General features: G+C 61.0%; 14 protein-coding genes. 8 read left to right on the top strand and 6 right to left on the bottom strand.

Annotated elements, in window-relative coordinates:
- Positions 1–13: 13 nt before the first annotated feature.
- Positions 14–382 carry an antibiotic biosynthesis monooxygenase family protein gene (locus tag PH551_RS19925; RefSeq protein ID WP_285194562.1) on the bottom strand — a complete coding sequence of 123 codons (369 nt, stop codon included), beginning with the start codon at positions 380–382 and terminating at the stop codon, positions 14–16.
- Positions 383–478: 96 nt separating this feature from the next.
- Between PH551_RS19925 and PH551_RS19920 the strand changes: the two genes are divergently transcribed.
- The gene (locus tag PH551_RS19920) at positions 479–955 is read left to right on the top strand and encodes a MarR family winged helix-turn-helix transcriptional regulator (protein WP_285194561.1); all 477 of its coding nucleotides are present in this window, start codon (positions 479–481) and stop codon (positions 953–955) included.
- Positions 956–991: 36 nt separating this feature from the next.
- On the opposite strand, the gene PH551_RS19915 is transcribed toward PH551_RS19920, so the two are convergent.
- On the bottom strand, positions 992–2,254 hold the full coding sequence (locus tag PH551_RS19915; RefSeq protein WP_285194560.1) for a DUF3422 domain-containing protein: 1,263 nt from the start codon (positions 2,252–2,254) through the stop codon (positions 992–994).
- A 354-nt stretch (positions 2,255–2,608) separates the two neighbouring features.
- A complete protein-coding gene (locus tag PH551_RS19910; protein ID WP_285194559.1) occupies positions 2,609–3,895 on the bottom strand; it encodes an ABC transporter substrate-binding protein in 1,287 nt (428 codons plus the stop codon).
- Positions 3,896–4,118: 223 nt separating this feature from the next.
- Between PH551_RS19910 and PH551_RS19905 the strand changes: the two genes are divergently transcribed.
- The 6 genes from PH551_RS19905 to PH551_RS19880 are packed head-to-tail and all read left to right on the top strand — an operon-like array spanning position 4,119 to position 12,219.
- A complete protein-coding gene (locus tag PH551_RS19905) occupies positions 4,119–6,608 on the top strand; it encodes a hypothetical protein (protein ID WP_483315434.1) in 2,490 nt (829 codons plus the stop codon).
- Between the two features lie 16 nt (positions 6,609–6,624).
- Positions 6,625–7,719 carry a beta-galactosidase BglB gene (gene bglB / locus PH551_RS19900; RefSeq protein WP_285194557.1) on the top strand — a complete coding sequence of 365 codons (1,095 nt, stop codon included), beginning with the start codon at positions 6,625–6,627 and terminating at the stop codon, positions 7,717–7,719.
- A complete protein-coding gene (gene pglB / locus PH551_RS19895; RefSeq protein WP_285194556.1) occupies positions 7,716–9,080 on the top strand; it encodes a polygalacturonase PglB in 1,365 nt (454 codons plus the stop codon). The genes bglB and pglB overlap by 4 nt, the downstream gene beginning before the upstream one ends.
- Positions 9,068–10,174 carry an ABC transporter ATP-binding protein gene (locus tag PH551_RS19890; RefSeq protein WP_285194555.1) on the top strand — a complete coding sequence of 369 codons (1,107 nt, stop codon included), beginning with the start codon at positions 9,068–9,070 and terminating at the stop codon, positions 10,172–10,174. The genes pglB and PH551_RS19890 overlap by 13 nt, the downstream gene beginning before the upstream one ends.
- Before the next feature lies 1 nt (position 10,175).
- The gene (locus PH551_RS19885) at positions 10,176–11,171 is read left to right on the top strand and encodes a carbohydrate ABC transporter permease (protein ID WP_285194554.1); all 996 of its coding nucleotides are present in this window, start codon (positions 10,176–10,178) and stop codon (positions 11,169–11,171) included.
- 1 nt (position 11,172) lies between these two features.
- On the top strand, positions 11,173–12,219 hold the full coding sequence (locus tag PH551_RS19880; protein WP_285194553.1) for a carbohydrate ABC transporter permease: 1,047 nt from the start codon (positions 11,173–11,175) through the stop codon (positions 12,217–12,219).
- Positions 12,220–12,390: 171 nt separating this feature from the next.
- Here the strand turns inward: PH551_RS19880 and PH551_RS19875 are convergent, their stop codons facing one another.
- Entirely contained in the window at positions 12,391–13,542 is a 1,152-nt protein-coding gene (locus PH551_RS19875) for an ROK family transcriptional regulator (RefSeq protein ID WP_285194552.1), read from the bottom strand.
- 192 nt (positions 13,543–13,734) lie between these two features.
- Between PH551_RS19875 and PH551_RS19870 the strand changes: the two genes are divergently transcribed.
- A complete protein-coding gene (locus tag PH551_RS19870; protein ID WP_483315432.1) occupies positions 13,735–14,739 on the top strand; it encodes a helix-turn-helix domain-containing protein in 1,005 nt (334 codons plus the stop codon).
- Between the two features lie 41 nt (positions 14,740–14,780).
- Here PH551_RS19870 and PH551_RS19865 read toward each other — a convergent pair whose 3' ends face one another.
- Positions 14,781–15,818 (bottom strand): LacI family DNA-binding transcriptional regulator, encoded by a 1,038-nt coding sequence (locus PH551_RS19865; RefSeq protein WP_285194551.1) that lies wholly within the window; start codon positions 15,816–15,818, stop codon positions 14,781–14,783.
- Between the two features lie 112 nt (positions 15,819–15,930).
- The gene (locus PH551_RS19860) at positions 15,931–16,563 is read right to left on the bottom strand and encodes a TetR/AcrR family transcriptional regulator (protein WP_085781704.1); all 633 of its coding nucleotides are present in this window, start codon (positions 16,561–16,563) and stop codon (positions 15,931–15,933) included.
- Positions 16,564–16,635: the final 72 nt, after the last annotated feature.

The following is a 16,635-nucleotide window of genomic DNA, read 5'->3' as shown; positions in this document are numbered from 1 at the left end:
AGACGGCGCTGGGTTAGGCGACGCAGATGTCTGCGACCGCGACCTTCTGGAAGAGGTGCGGTGACGCGATTGCCGACGACGGATAGGCTGAGCTCTTGGCTCTGAACTCGGGATGGATAAAGGCGGCCCGGAAATGCGCGTTCGATTCCCAGACGGCGTAATTGAAGTAGGTCGGGTTTTCGCCGACTGCGCGATGCAGCTGCGTGGAGATGAAGCCGGGCTGGCGCTTCATGAAGGCGGCGTCGGCCTGCCAGACCTCGAGGAATCTGGGCTCGTCCGCCTTGTCGAGAGTGAAAAGATTGATGAGCACGACCGGGGAGGCTTCGAGCTCGATTTGCCGGTTTATCGGGAAGGCGGGGTCCATCGGACGAATGTGTGACATTCCTTGCTCCATTCTATAGGGTTCTATGGTGTCAATTCGACATGATGGAACATAATTTGTTGACACTATGATGTCAAATAAACTGCATGGTGCCAAATGGCTGAAGCCGAACGAACCGCCGCTGGATCTGCGTTGACCGCTCTCGTCCTTGACCTGTTCAGACTGAACAACCGGATGCTGACATCAGGAGACAAGCTCGTCGCCAGTCTCGGGCTGACGAGTGCGCGCTGGCATGTTCTCGGCACCATCGCAGCCTCGGAACGTCCGCAGCCAGTCGCCTGGCTTGCGCGCGACATGGGAGCCAACCGCCAGAACGTGCAGCGCATCGTCAACGATCTGGAGAAGGAGGGGCTCGTCGCCTTTGCAGCCAACCCCCATCACCGGCGGGCGCAGCTCGTCGTGCTGACGGAAAAGGGACGAGACACCCAGAAGGCGGCCATGCGCCTCCAAGCTCCATGGGCGAGTGGTCTCGCTGACGGCCTCGAGGTTGTGGAGATCGAGACGACGCACCGCGTCATTAAAACGCTTCTTCACAAGTTGGAAGGAGGCGAAGAGGTTGGTGAAGAGGCCTAAGGTCGGTCCGCGGCAGGCTGTGTGCCCGACGTGGCTTCAGTGGCTTCCGGGTACCGCGCTATGCGGTGCGCCCGCGATGCTCCGGCGAACGTGGCGAACGGCGGTCCAGACGGCGAAGAGCACCAAAGGGATGGCTGCGAGGACGGCGAGCTTGGCCAGATGAGGGTCGACGCCTAGTTCGGAAATGCTTTCGAGACAGATCTTGGCAAGGCCGACGGTGTAATAGGTGATGGCAATGACCGAGAAGCCTTCGACCGCCTGCTGGATATGCACCTGGATGCGCGCCCTCTCTTCCATGGAGGTGAGCAGAGAAGCATTCTGATCCTCGAGCTGAACCTGTACGGTGGTTCTGAGCAGATCGCCGGCGAGACTGACCCGTTCGGCGAGCTCATCGAGGCGGCGCTCTGCGGCATGCACGGAACGGACGGCCGGCTGAAAGCGCCGTCCGATGAAGGTGCCGATCCGCTGGCGCTGCTCGACGCGTTCCTCGCGCAGCTCCGAGACCCGGCTGGCGACGATCTCGGCATAGGCTTTCGTCGCTCCGAAGCGATGGCGCGCCAGCGCAGAGAAGTTGAGGACGTCGGAAGAGAGCCTTGTCACTTCGGAAAGCAGCGCCTTGTCAACTTTTACGGCGCTTTGCATGTGCGTGATCAGGAGATCGAGGCGCCGGTCGAAGGCCGAGAGCTGGGAGATCGTCTCGCGCGCCATCGGCATCGCCAGCATCGCCATCATCCTGTATGTCTCGATTTCGAGGACGCGCCGGACCATGCGGCCGGTGCGATAGGCGTTGAGATTGCGGTTGAAGAACAGGAATTCGACGAAACCGCTGTCGCTGAGGCGGAAATTCGAATGTACTTCGGCATCGCCGCCGCCGACCTTGGAGGCGACATAGTCGAGCATGGGTTTTTCGAGAGCCAGTCCGTCCTTCTCGTCGCGCACCAGCACCCGGACGGCGGCGATCACCTTTCCGTTGATCCTGTCGCAGCAGGCCCTGAAAGCCTCGGGCGGATGACTACCGGGCGCAGAGGCTGCAGGTGTGACGAAGGTGAGGGTGAGGAACTCGGTATGCGCCTCCCATTTCAGCCGGCCGTCGCCGAAGCGGCCGATGCCGTGGTTGCCTCCGAGAGTGGTCGAGACGTCCTTCAATCCCGGCAGGGAAACCGGCAGCGGAGGCGAGCCGTTGTCGCCGACGATGGCGACATGCCAGACATCGGTGTCGCCATCGAAGTATAGCGACGGCCGCGCATGCAGTTCGTCATGCAACTCCCTGCGCAGCGGATGCTCGGAACCGATCGGCATGGGAATGCACCTCTAGATGGTAGACGGATCGACGGCTGACGTGACCGGGATTGCCGGCGTTTTGAACTGACTACCAGGCCTATAGCCTCTCTCACGGCACGTGTCACGACGACTTCTCCGCCGAATGTGTAAGACTACCTGAATATACTTGATCGGGCGGCAATACTCTGGAAGTTGCTCCACTGTACGGTAACGGCGGTGCGGCGCGATTGCCGGCGACAATCCGATCTCTTTCGCGATCAACGGATCGGGCGGAAGGATCAGCCGAAGCATGGCCAAAAAACGATCAGCCACGGCCCGTTGCGAGGTCGTGGCTGATGCGGCGCGCAATCTGTGGGAGACAGGCGCGGCCGGTTACTTGTTGGCGGCGAGCGTCACGTTGATCTTGTCGACGTCTGCGCTCATCGCCTTGAAAGTGTCTTCGAGAGAAAGCTCGCCGACGATCAGCTGGCTCATCCGCTGGACGATCAGCTGATAGATGGCGCCCGATCCCTTGAGGCGTTCCAGATCGCGGGCGGCCTGCGGCGCGCTGTCGCGGGCCGCGAGAAAGACGGCCATGGCTTCCTTGGCGTTCTTGCTGTCGAGCTTGTACTGCGGATCCTTGATGTCGGCGCCGGTCAGGATGACGTAATTTTCGGCGATTTCACGCTGCACCTTTTCAGAGCCGAGGAACTCGATGAACGAGGCGACGGCCTGCGGATACTTGGTGCGCTTGAAGCCGACGATTGCCGTGCCGCCGGGCATTGCATAGCAGCCGGCATCGCCGCAAGGCGCGCTGATCGCCGTCCACTCGAAGCCGTCGCCGATCTTCTTCTGGAACGGATTGACCATCCAGTTGCCGGCCAGATAGGTCACGACATTGCCATTGACGAATTCGTCACCCATGTTCTTGTACTGGGTTCCGCCGGCCGCACCCCACATTTCCTTGGGGAAGGAGCCGTCCTTCGTCCAGTTGTAGAGATCGGTGATATAGCGCTTGGCGGCATCGTCGGGGAATGAGAACTTGCCGTCCTTGACGTAGTTCGAGCCGTAGGAGAAGGCAGCACCCGAGAAGCGGTGGCCGGAGCGGTCCATCGTGAAGGGAATCTGGGCGCCGGTCGCCTTGGCGACGCGCGCGGAAGCCTCGACGATTTCCTTCAGCGTGGCGGTTGGCTTCGGAAGCGGTTCATTCGCCTGTTCGAAGAGCGTCTTGTTGACGAAGGGCAGGTTGAAGGTCTGTGACGCGACGTAGCCGTTGATCGAATTCGGATCGTTGACGCCGGGGAAGCGAAGCGTGTTCAGGCTGTCGCCGTGCAGCTTGGCGAAGCCGTCCGGATCCTTCATCAGCGGGCGCATGTCGAGGTAATAGGGCGCCAGCTGCCAATCGGTGATCTTGGCAACGTCGGGCCCTTCGCCGATGGCAAGCTGCACCGGCAGCTGTTTGGCGACGGCATCATAGCCCGACGAAACGAAATTCACCTTGATGTCGGGATGCGCCGCCTCGAATTCCTTGCTCAGTGCTTCCATCCGCTCGACGTAAGCCTGGTCGTCGTCGGTGAAGAGAAAGGTGATCGTCTGGGTTTCCGCCATGGCGACGCTCGACCAGACGAAGGAAACGGTGGCCAGCGCCAGTGCGAAAGCCCCTAAGAGATAGGTTTTCATTTTCATCCTCCCATGAAAACATTTTCATCAATCGCGGCCTCGGCCATCGATATGTGAATTTCATATACTTGACATTCCTCCCGTCAAGCTATTTTCTGGCACTGCTGCGATGTTTTGAGCATTTCTTGAAGGCGCCGCACACAAATGAAGTAATGAAAATGTTTTCATAAGATTGCGGAGGAGGCGATCTGTGCAGGCGGAAAGCGTCAAGCAACCCGACGACATGGCGCCAGCCTATGGCGTTGCCAAAGGCGAGACGATAACGGCATGGGCCGTGTCCGGCCTCATCGCCGACTATTTTCCCGGCGAGCCGGCTCCTGCCGAAGATCGCGTGAACTATCGCTTCATCAACGGTTTCGTCGATGTCGGCGACCTGCCTTGCCGGAAGGCCTTCTGGTCGACCATGGTGGGGCGGCCGCTTCTGCCCGACACGTCCTGGCCGACCACAAGCCTTTATCTCCCCGGCTCGAACCGCCGCGTCGAGTTCACCAGCTTCTGGCATGTGCCGACGCATGTCAGGAAATGGCTGAAGGGCACGTTCAGGACAGAGGCACCGCGCACGCTCAATCTGGCGCTGAAGACCTGCGGCGGGGTGCGCATATGGGTGAACGGGCAGGAGGCGGTGCGCTTCGAGCCCTTTAAGCGCAATGTCGAGAGCGCGACTGAGATCAGCTTGCAGCTCGAAGCCGGCGACAACGAGGTTCTCGTCCACACCGAAGATCTTGCCGAGCGCGACACGACCTGGTTCTTCGAACTTGAAATACTGGATGAGGAACCACTCACGGTGCTGCTGCCGGTGGCACTCGACCAGGATGAGGTTCGCGAGCTGGAGGGCCTTGTGCGCGGCGTTCGCCCGGCCCAGGACGTCTTCGTCAATCAGCCTCTGGAAATCATCTTCGACACCGCGCCCGAGCGCGACCTGCCGGTGGAGATCAAGGTCGTCGGCCATGGTCACGAACGGCCGCTCCTCGCCCATGTGCATTTGACCCTGCATGCGCAGCAGAACCGGTTGATCGCCGAGGATGTCTGCGCCATTGCGGACGGTTATCACGGCATTCACATGACGATCGGCTCCGGACCGGGCTCGGTCACCCGCGTCATCGACGCTGCCTTCATGAGCGCCATTTCTCCATTGCCGGCCGAGGCATCGCTTTCCGCCCGCAAACGCCAGGCGCTGGAATACAGCGCCCGCTTCGGCGCCAACCGCGCCGGTCGTCTCATCGCGATGATGGAAACCGGCTACGAAGACCGGGAGAGCTTCGAGCGCATCGTCGATGCCACGCTTGCCTCCATCGATGCGCGTGAGGACTGTTCGGATTTCATCATGGTGCCGCTGCTCTGGCTGCTCGGCGCCTACGGCGACCGGATGTCCAAGGCGACGGTCGACCGCATCCGCCATTCCGTTCTCACCTATCGCTACTGGGTCGACGAGCCGGGCAATGACGCGATGTGGTTCTGGAGCGAGAACCATGTGCTCTGCTTCCACACCAGCCAGCTTCTGGCCGGGCTTCTTCTGCCCGACGAGGTCTTTTCCGCTTCGGGCCGAACCGGGCGGCAGCAGGCGGCGCTCGCCGTCGAGCGCCTCGGGCGCTGGTTCGACAGCGTCGAAGCCCATGGTCTCGCGGAGTGGAACTCGGCCGCCTATTACCCGATCGATTTCATCGGGCTGCTGGCGCTCGAGGGCTGGGCCGAGAGCGGGATTGCCGACCGCGCTCGCGGCCAGATCGATCTCATCTTCCGCATGATCGCCCTTCACACGCTCGCCGGCGTTCCCGCGGGATCGCAGGGCCGTGCCTACGACAAGGAACTGCGCGCCGGCCCGCTGACGGAGTTGGCGCCCTTCGCCCAGGTCGCCTTCGGAACGGGCTGGCTGAACAACGGTGTGGCTGCTTTGACCATGTTCTGCGCCGGCGATTATGAGCCGCCGGCCGATCTTGCCGAGCTTGCCGCACTTCCGCGAGGACGAAGCGTCGAGGCGCGCTATAGCCAGGGGCTCGAGAGCGGAAAGCTCGTGCTGTTCAAGAACGAGGCCGCGCAGCTTTCGACGGTGGTCGACCACAAGACCGGCCGCAAGGGGCATCAGCAGCATGTTCTCGACATCAGGCTGGCCGGCCACCCGATGGCAAGGCTCTGGGTCAACCATCCCGGTGAAGACGATCCCTGGGGCAATCAAAGACCGTCCTATTGGGCCGGCAATGGCATCCTGCCGCGCGTCGCCCAGCATCGCGACGTCGCCCTTTTGATCGAAGATACGCGTGACGCGCGGCATGCCTGGACGCACGCCTATGTCGGCCACGACGGTCTCGACGATCTCATCATTGAAGGCAAGTGGCTGGTCGCCCGATCGGGCAGGGGATTTGCCGCCCTCTGGGCCTCGAACGGCCTGGAACTGATCACCGATGGCCCGACCGCCGATCGGGAGGTGCGCTCGTACGGACCGCTCTGCGGCTGGGGAGCCATCATATCATCCGGCAATGACGAAGCCTTCAAGGCTTTCATCGAGCGTCTGTGCCAAACGACGGTTTCATTCGATCCCACGCTTCGGCGTCTTTCCCTGACGCCGCCGGGCGGGCCGGCGATCGCTCTTTCCTATGCCGGCGGTCTTTCGATCGCCGGTAAGCCCCGGCCGTTCACGCATGATCAGCCAGATCCGATCCTCACCGACGATAGCGCCGCGTCCCAAGCCCGCACTGACGGGCCCTTCTACTCCTGAAACATAGGTTTCCAGCATGAACACAGCATCTGCCGACATCGCCGCCCTCCAGACGACGATCGATCGCGTGGCGACGGCTTTCAGCCGGCTCAAGGGCATCAAGGAAGGTCTCGTGACGGACAGTGCCGCCTCCGGCATCCAGTTCGACGAATGGGACTGGGAAGTTGGCGTCGGCCTTTATGGATTCCTCCGGCGTGCGATTTCCGCCAATGACCAGAAAGCGCTCGAGGAGCTCGTCACCTGGTACAGCGCCCAGATCGAACGCGGTATTCCGCCACGCCAGATCAACAGCACGGCGCCGATGCTGCCGCTCGCGATCCTCGTCCAGCACGTCGACCGTCCGGATTTCCGCGCCCTCGTCGAAGACTGGGCCGAATGGCTGATCAAGGAATTGCCGAAGACCGAGGATGGCGGCTTCCAGCACGTCGTCAAGGAGCGTCTCAACGACGGCGAATTGTGGGACGACACACTGTTCATGGCCTGCCTCTTCCTTGCCCAGGCCGGCGTCCTCTGCGAGCGCAATGACTGGATCGACGAGGCCGTCTATCAGTTCATCATCCACACCCGCTATCTCTCCGATCCGGTGAGCGGCCTCTGGTATCACGGCTGGACCTTCAACGGCCGGCACAACTTCGCCAACGCCTTCTGGGCGCGGGGCAATGCCTGGATCACCGTTGCGATCCCCGAGCTCTTCGATCTCGTGCCGACGCTCGGCGAGAAGGATCGGCGTTTCCTCTCGAACGTCCTCGTCAGCCAGGTGCGGTCCCTGAAGGCCTATCAGCGGCCTGATGGCATGTTCACTACGCTTCTGGACGATCCGTCCTCGCCGCTCGAAACCTCGGCAACGGCGGGTATTGCCTATGGCATATTGCGCGCCATCGATGCCGGCATTCTCGACAAGAGCGACAAGGTCTATGCAGAGCGTGCGCTCACGGCCGTGCTGGCACAGATCGATGACGAAGGTGTCGTCCACGGCGTTTCGGACGGGACGCCCATGGGCCACGATCTCGATTTCTACCGGCGCATCCCGAACCTGCCGACGCCTTACGGCCAGGCGCTGACCATGCTGCTTCTGACCGAAGTCTTTATCGAGAGTGGCCGCCGCCAATGAGTGCTCCTTCCTTCGTCGCGATTGAGGCGCTCGACAGCGACAATACCGACCGTCTGCAGGCGGCGATCGACCGTCTGTCGGCTTCCGGCGGCGGGCGCCTGGAACTCCTGGCGGGCATCCACCTCTGCAGGGGGCTCCGGCTGCGATCCGGCGTCGATCTGCACCTGGCCGCCGGTGCGATCCTGCGTCCCATTCCCGATTATGCCGCTTATGCGCATACGACGGTTTCGGTGATCGCGGAAAAGTCGGATCGCGGCATGATCGTGGCGAGCGATGCGCGGCGGATCAGCCTGACCGGAAAAGGACGCATCGAAGCCGGTTGCGAGAACTTCATCATTGGCGACGACGAGACGGTGGGAACCTTCATTCCTGCCGAATTCCGTCCTCGCGTCGTCGTCTTCGAAGGCTGCGACGAGGTCGAGATCAGTTCCGTCACCATCAGCCGTTCGCCGATGTGGACGCTGCATTTCGTCGATTGCACCGATGTTGCGGTCCGAAACGTCACCATCGAAAACGACCGCCGCCTTCCCAACACGGATGGCATCGTGCTCGACGCCTGCCGCGGCGCCGTCATCGAGGATTGCCGGATATCGACCGCTGACGACGGCATATGCCTGAAGACCAGCATCGGCCCTGAAGGTGTAGCCATCGGCCGGTGCGAGAACATTCTCGTGCGCCGCTGCTCCGTTCAGAGCTTGAGCTGCGCGCTGAAGATCGGCACGGAAACACATGGCGACGTCACCAATGTGCTGTTCGAGGATTGCAGCGTCTCGTCGTCCAACCGGGCGCTCGGCATATTCTCCCGCGACGGCGGCCGGATCTCGAATGTGAGGTTTTCCAGGATGACGGTAGAGTGTCGCGAAACGCCGGACGGTTTCTGGGGCTCGGGGGAGACGCTGACCATCAATGTCGTCGACCGAATCGCCGAACGCCCCGCAGGCGCCATCGAAAACCTCATAGTCGAAGATGTGACCGGCCGCATGGAAGGGGCGATCACCATCATTGCCGCCGCGCAGTCAGGCATCCGGAACGTGTCGCTGGCGCGTATTGCCGTCGACCAGCAGCCCGGGCAGCTCGGCACGGGGCGGACCTACGACCTGCGCCCGACGAATGCCGACCTCGCGCCGAAGGCGGGTGGCGGCGGTCGCGCCAATGCCTGGACCCGCGGCTCCGACGGGCGAGTGATCGGCCTGCAGGACTATCCCGGCGGAATGCCGGCCGTCTACGTGGCCGATGTCGCCGGGATCTTGATGAAAGAGGTGCGGATCACGAGGCCGACACCATTGCCGCAAGGCTGGAACGAAAACGACGTCGTCTTCGAAACGGCGGCACCTGATGGGAGTGGGGCATGGCAGAACTGAAACTTTCGACCGTCAACAAGTCGTATGGCTCCGTGAAAGTCCTGCATGACGTCGAACTCGACATCAAGAACGGCGAGTTCGTCGTCTTCGTCGGTCCGTCGGGCTGCGGCAAGTCAACCCTTTTGCGGATCATTGCGGGCCTTGAGGAGGTGACCTCGGGCGCAATCGCGATCGGTGGACGCGACGTCAGCGCGCTGTCGCCGGCCGAGCGTAAAATCGCGATGGTCTTCCAGTCCTATGCGCTCTATCCGCATATGAGTGTACGCAAGAATCTGGCTTTCGGCCTGGAAAATCTGAAGTTCAAGCGGGCAGATATCGAGGCGCGCATTGCCGAGGCGGCCAGGATGCTGGCGATCGAACCCTATCTCGACCGGCGTCCGAAGCAGCTTTCCGGCGGCCAGCGCCAGCGTGTAGCGATCGGCCGGGCGATTGTACGCGAGCCCGACATCTTCCTCTTCGACGAACCGCTGTCGAACCTCGATGCGGCGCTGCGTGTCCAGACCCGGGCCGAGATCACCAAGCTCCATCGCGACATCAAGACGACGATGATCTACGTCACCCACGACCAGGTCGAGGCGATGACCATGGCCGACAAGATCGTCGTTTTGCGCGCCGGTCGGGTCGAGCAGGTCGGCGCACCGCTGGAGCTCTTCGATCATCCGCGCAACCTCTTCGTCGCCGGATTCCTCGGTTCGCCGCGCATGAACATCATCAAGGGCAAGGTCTTGGGCGTCGGCGAAAGCGGCGTCGTCGTCGATGTCGGCAACGGCGGCACGATCGTCAGCAATGTCGATCCCGCCGGCATTGCGGTCGGTCAGTCGGTTGTTGCCGGTATCCGGCCCGCGCATTTCTCCCACTCCAGCGAGCGGGGCCTCCCATTGGTCGTGCAGTATCATGAGGGGCTCGGGACCGAGACCTATGTCTATGGCAACCTCGCCGGTCAAGACGATCAGATCATCATCCATGAAGCCGGCCATTTCGCGCCGGTTTCGGGCGACCGGATCATGATCGATGCCGATCCGGCCCGCGTTCATCTGTTCGATCCCGAAAGCGGCTTGGCCTTTGGCAGGCGGTCCGGGCAGGGGAGGCGCTAAAATGGCAGAACTCACAGCCGGTACATTGCTGTCTCAGACAGGCGAAACGGCGATGAGGGTGGTCGAGGCGCCGATGACTGCGATCGAGCGTCTGTTCGGCCGCAAGCGGATGCCATGGTTGTTCCTGGCGCCGAACCTCATCCTGTTCGCCATCTTCACCTTCCTTCCCATCGCGATCGCGGTCGGCTACGCCTTCACCGGCGGCACCAATCTGTTCGTTTCGGAGCGGCCGTTCGTCGGTCTTGACAACTTCCGTACCCTGCTGACCTGCGGCAATTATCTGCAGCCGGGAACCTGTCAGGAATCGCTGTTCTGGACGGCGGTGTGGAACACAGTTTGGTTCGTGGCCTGCAATGTCGTCGCCACGCTACTGGTGGCGCTGATCACGGCGCTGATCCTTAACAGGGCGATCGTCGCGCGTGGCTTCTTCCGGGCGATGTTCTTCTATCCCGTTCTGCTGTCTCCCGTCGTCATCGGCCTGATCTGGAAGTGGTTTCTCGATCGCAACGGGCTGCTGAACGCCTTCTTTCAGATGCTTGGCGTTCCCCCTGAGATCTTCCTGCTTGATGTCGGTTGGTCGCGCTTTTTCGTCGTGGTCGTGTCGGTCTGGTTCCATATGGGCTTTTACACGCTGATCCTGCTCGCCGGCCTCCAGGCGATCCCGAAAGATCTCTACGAGGCCGCGTCCATCGATGCCGCTTCGCCGCGCCGCACACTGTTCAGGATCACGCTTCCGCTTCTTGCTCCGAACCTGCTTGTCGTATTCATCCTTCTGATGATCAAGTCGGTGCAGATCTTTGACGAAGCCTGGGTTCTGACCAATGGCGGCGGTCCGGGCACGGCCAACAGCTTCATCGTCCAATATATCTACCAGATGGCTTTCGGCAGCGATCTCCGTCTCTTCGGGCTTGCGTCGGCCGCATCGGTTCTCATGGGACTGGTGCTTCTGGTTCTCACCCTCATACAGCTGCGCTTGGGCAAGCGAATGGAGTCCTGAGATGAACCCGATCAGTTTTCTCTCACGCACACGCCGGGCCGGACGCATCGATATCACCGATATTTTGTCATGGGTCTGGCTGATCGGCGGAACACTCGTCGTGCTCATCCCCGTCGTCTGGGCGGGCCTCTCCTCGCTGAAGCCGGCGGCCGAGATCACCCGCTTTCCGCCGTCGCTTCTTCCGCGGGCCGCCGTGGAGCAGACCGTGCCCGGATTCGACAAGCCGCTCAGCCTTTGGAACGTCACGATTGACGGCCAGCAGCGTGAAATGGCGATGATCAGGCGCATCGGTCTCAAGGCGCAGATGGTCGATCCTGCAAATCCGGGACAACCCGTCAGCGTTGACGTGAAGGGGATCACGCCGGTCCAGCATCTGACCGTTGCCACCGAGAACTACACCGATCCTCTGACGCGCTTCAACTTCCTGACCTTCCTGAAGAACTCGGTCTTCGTCACTGTGGTTGCCACGCTGCTGACGCTTATCGTCAACGCCATGGCTGCCTTTGCGCTGTCGAAATACAAGTTTCGGGGCGATACGACTGTGTTCGTCATCATCATCTCGACGCTGATGATCCCGCTCGCCGTCGTCATGGTCCCTGCCTATCTCGTCATCGTCGGGGTCGGACTCGCTGATAATCTCTGGGGTGTGATCCTGCCGACCGTCGCCTCGCCGACGGCCGTGTTCCTGCTTCGGCAATATATGCTGACCATACCCGACGAATTGATCGAGGCGGCACGCGTCGATGCGGCGAGCGAATTCTGCATCTTCTGGCGGATCATCCTGCCGCTGACGGCGCCGGCGCTTGCCGTGCTGGCGATCTTTTCCGTGCTCTGGCGCTGGAACGATTTCCTCTGGCCGCTGATCGTCCTCAACAGCCGCGAGAATTTCACCCTGCAGGTCGGACTCAATGCCTTCCAAGGTGAGTTCTCGGTGCAGTGGCACTATATCCTGGCGATGACCTTCCTCAGCCTGTTGCCCGTCACGATCGTGTTTCTGTTCCTGCAGAAGTACATCACCACGGGCATCGCGGGTACAGGAATGAAGTGAACGAATCTTGGCGCACAGCACCGATTGGAGTCGAGGCGAGGAAACCTCCAAGAATTTAAGACTGCCTTTCCAATTTCGTCGTGCCAGCTGAACCGCACCGCAACTGGTCCTGCGGTGTGCGCTTCGGTCCTATTGAGATGGGAGCCGTGCCGGATTGACTGGCAGAGGCCATTACAAAACGGTCTCGAATAGCGGGATCAATGCTGCGCCGATCGCGCCGGGGGCATCGATGATCTGGGCCACTGCGAGCTGCGGGATGTCGCGCAAGGCACCATGCCGAGGCAGATTATTGAACTCGGTCCGTTCGATCAGCATTCTCGCAAGTGAATGTGGAAGCTCGCCGCCAAGCACGATCAATGCCGGGTCGAAGATCGCGCAGATCGCGTTGATGGCTCGATTGTGGGCCGGAGTGACGCGATCGATCCATTCCTCGACACCATCCCACTCCACCATATTTTCGTCCTTCAGATCCCTCAGGGTCAGACCGCTGCGCCCCTTGGCGCGAAGATGCTCGAGCAGTTGGTTGAGAGCTGGGCGATCATCGTAGTCGTGACGCCCGAAAAGAACGGAGATTTCGCCGGCATTTCCGAAACTGCCGCGAAACGGCATGCCGCCGGAGACAAGGCCGCCGCCATAGCCATGAAGATGGGCAATATAGGCAAAATCGGCAACGTCACGCCCGACGCCGAAAATTGCTTCCGCCAAGGCCGCAGTCCTGGCGACATTGTCCGCCCAGACCGGCAGGCCAAGCCGCTCCCCAAGCAATGGCGCCAGGTCGATCAGCGACCAATGGGCGAGCGGCAGGGGACAATTGAAAGCCGTATCCAGCATGCGATGGCCGGAGACGGCGAGGCCGACGCCGAGGATGTCGCGCCGCTTGGCGCCGCGCCGGGCGAGGATCTGTTCGACGGCTGCTTCGATCCGCTCCATTTCCAGGGATAGCGACGAGCCGGCCTGGGGAATTTCCATATTGTCCAACGGTTCGCCGAAACCCATGAGGCAAAGGCCAATCGTTCCGACGTTGATGGAGATGCCGAGCGTCAGACACCACTCCCTTCGCAGTGTCAGCTCCGGACTTGGTGGACCGGCGCGCCGGTTTTCCGATTGGGAAAAGACGACCATTCCCCGATCATGAAGCCGGCCGACGATTCTGTGCAGCGATTGCTGAGTGAGATCGAGTGGGTCGGTCAGGCTGGAGCGCTCGATGCCGGGCGACTTCCAAATCAACCGCAAAAGGTCCCGTTCGTTACGGGAGGCTACTCTCGCGGGCTCTGTGTCTCGCAGGAAATGTGGGGCAACGTGGTCCAGCGGAGCGTACTTCATTTTCCAAACATATTGATTTACACTGTAAGTGTGAAGCAGGTGGAGGGGACGCTTTGCTTCTGCGGGGCAACGAAATCATGTGTGGTTTTGCCGGTCCTGCTTAACCCATCAAGATTGGCCAGACCAGTCGCGATGATGTCAGGCGGCAGAAGAAAAGAACCGAGCGGCATGGATGCGTTAAGACGGGAGAAAATGGCAATTGCCGAGCAACGGGGTTACGGATTCGAGCCCACGCATGGAGGGACCAGCTTCGAATCAATGGTTCAGGCCTTTACGGCTGGTTACGGCGTTTTCGGCGCACAGCCGTTGAAGGATGACCGAAAATTCGCCTGGGCCGCGGATCTGAGAAGGACCGAGGCGCTCACGGTGCTTCATTCGGTCTATCAGAGTTCCTGGATGATCCGGACGCTTGATGAGTCTCCGCAGCATCTCGCGTTTTTCATGCCGCACACAGGCTCTTTTCGACTGTCGATAGGAAAGAGAACGGTCGAAAGCGGCGCCGGTTACTTTCTCATGGCCAACAATCACGAAGTGGGCGATCGTGTTGTCCAGGGAGGACCGCACCGCTCGGACGCCCTTTTTCTGGACTGGAAGGTTGTGAAAAGGGTCCTCGCCTCGCTGGTGGAAAAGCCCCTCTCGGAGTCGTTCGATCTCGACCCGATTCTCGATCGCGCGACGCAGTCAGGCCAACTGATCGGCAATCTGCTCCAGACGATCGTGCAGGGCATGCGCGGCGCCGGTCCGTTGCTATCCTCGCCTCTTGCCGCAGCCGCGATGAGCGAAACTCTTGCTCATCTCGTGATCCGATTTGGCCGGCATCGGTTTTCCGATCATCTGGAAAAAAAGAAAGTATCGTTGATCGCACCTTGGCATGTCCGACGCGCTATCGACTACATGCATGCCAATATCGCGGAACCTATCACTATGACGATGGTTGCCGATGGCGTCGGCGTTTCGCTTCGGGCGCTGCAAACGGGCTTCAAGGCGTTCAGGGGAACCTCACCGGCCAGCTACCTCCGCACGATCCGGCTGCAGGCGGCCCGCGAGCAGCTTCGGGATCCGACAAACCAGCAATCCGTCCGCGAAATCTGCGCGATCTGGGGTTTTGCGCACGCCGGCAGGTTCTCCATCATCTACCGCAGCACTTTTGGTGAAAGCCCGAGGGATACGCGGTTACGGGCTGAGCGTTTGCGCTGATGTGAGCTTCGGAGCTTCGAAAGGCTGGCTCTTCCGGCCGTTCAGCGCGGCGGTGCGATGCTGCCCCGCAGGACGAGATGGCAGCCGAGTTCGAGGCGATGAGCCGGCCGTTGCGGATCATTGGCGATCAGCCGCTGTTCGATGAGCGCAAGCGCTGCCGCCCCGAGACGGTCGGTCGGCACGCTCACGGTGGACAGCGGCGGGCGGCTGAACTCGCCGGGAACGATGTCGTCGAAACCGAGCACAGATATCGCGTCGGGCACGCGTATCTCGCGATCGGCCAATGCCTTCAGGCAGCCGAGCGCCAGATTGTCGGCCGCGCAGAAGACAGCGGTGGCGCCTTTCAGCGTGGGATCGCGATGGAGCAGCGCGTTGATGGCCGCTTCGCCATGCCGGGGCTCATATCCCTCGGCCTCGATGATCATGTCCTCCGGCACCGGAAGCTGTGCGGCCAAATAGGCATCGGAAAAACCGTCATACCGGCGCTGGATGGTCGTGCGGCCTTTCCAGGTCAGATGCAGGATCCGGCGGTGGCCGAGCGCCATGAGGTGCTCGATGCCGAGCCGTGCGCCGAAGCGGTTTTCGGGCGTCACAGTATCGACCAGCATGGCCGGATCCTCACCGTTGACGATGACGACGGGCATGTTAGCCGAGGCGAGGCTGCGGATGAGTTCGGGCTGATCATCGTTCAGCACCACGATGCCGTCAGCGCGTTCTGCTATCGCGATCTTCCTGACCTCGGCGCCGTCGATGCGCCGGCCGCTGCTGACATAGGGTACGATGCGGATGCCTCGACGCTCGCATTCCCTGCGAAGACCGTTGAGAATGGTCCAGCTCACTAGGTTGAGATCGCTCTCCGGCGCGGCATCGTCAGGAATGGCGAGAAGCAGAACGTGCAATGCGGCGATCGTCGCCTTCTTTCTCCGGCGGTCGAGATAGCCGAGACGTTTTGCCGAATCCAGCACTCTTTCCCGCACCTCGATCGTGAGCGGCGCAGTTCCGTTCAGGGCGTGCGAGGCCGTGCTCAGCGACACGTCGGCATCGCGCGCGACATCCTTGAGATTGACTTTACGTTCCACTTTTTCCGCCAGGAATTCAGATCGTACCTTCGAAGCATAAGCTAACTCGATGTTTTCACATAAAGACTTTAGAAAAGCTATGTGCTTGCGTCGATATTTTCGTCATTCGCAATCAGCGGCGTTCGGCAAGCAGCCCGTTGAACAGCAGGTCGAAATAAGCCCGCATGAAGGCGTCCTTGTTGGGCGTCGGCACGCGGCGATCATCGAATATCAGCCGCAGAACTGTCGTCGTCAGAATCGGCGCGACCACGAGGTCTGAGAATTCAACAGGAATTTCGCGAAATTCCCCCAACGCAACACCTTCCAGGATGAGAGCGTCGATCCTGGCGATAATTGGCGCTATGAATTGATCGTGGTGGCGATCGATCAGGTCGGGGAAGCGCTGTCCTTCCGAAATGACCAGCCGCGTCAACTCGCGGGTTGTACGATCCTCCGCGATTTGGTCGTAAAGTAGACCGAGAATGGACGTCAGCCTATCGGTGGCAGTGCCGCTGAGGCCAGCGGTGATTTCAAGCAGTTCCTGAAAGGGGACGGAGAAGTGACTGATCATGGCTTCGAACAGCTTTTCCTTCGTCTCGAAGTAGACGTAGACCGTGCCCTTTGTGACGCCGACCCTGTCCGCGATGTCGTCGACGCGGGCGCCGGTGAACCCGTTTCTGACGAATTCCTCGAATGCGGCATCCAGGATCTGAATGGGTCGCAGCGCCTTCTGTTCCGCGCGCGTGAGTTTCTTCTGAGCTGCCATTCGTGCCTCGGCTCCCTTGTTTTGTGCTGCCGTTCCGGTGGCAAAAGTTTCATTGACTAATCCGTCAGTCAA

It is taken from the genome of Rhizobium atlanticum (genome assembly GCF_030182485.1).
In the GTDB taxonomy this organism is placed as follows: Bacteria; Pseudomonadota; Alphaproteobacteria; order Rhizobiales; family Rhizobiaceae; genus Rhizobium.
Note: the sequence above shows the minus strand (reverse complement) of the source record. Positions and strands in the feature narration are given on the sequence as shown.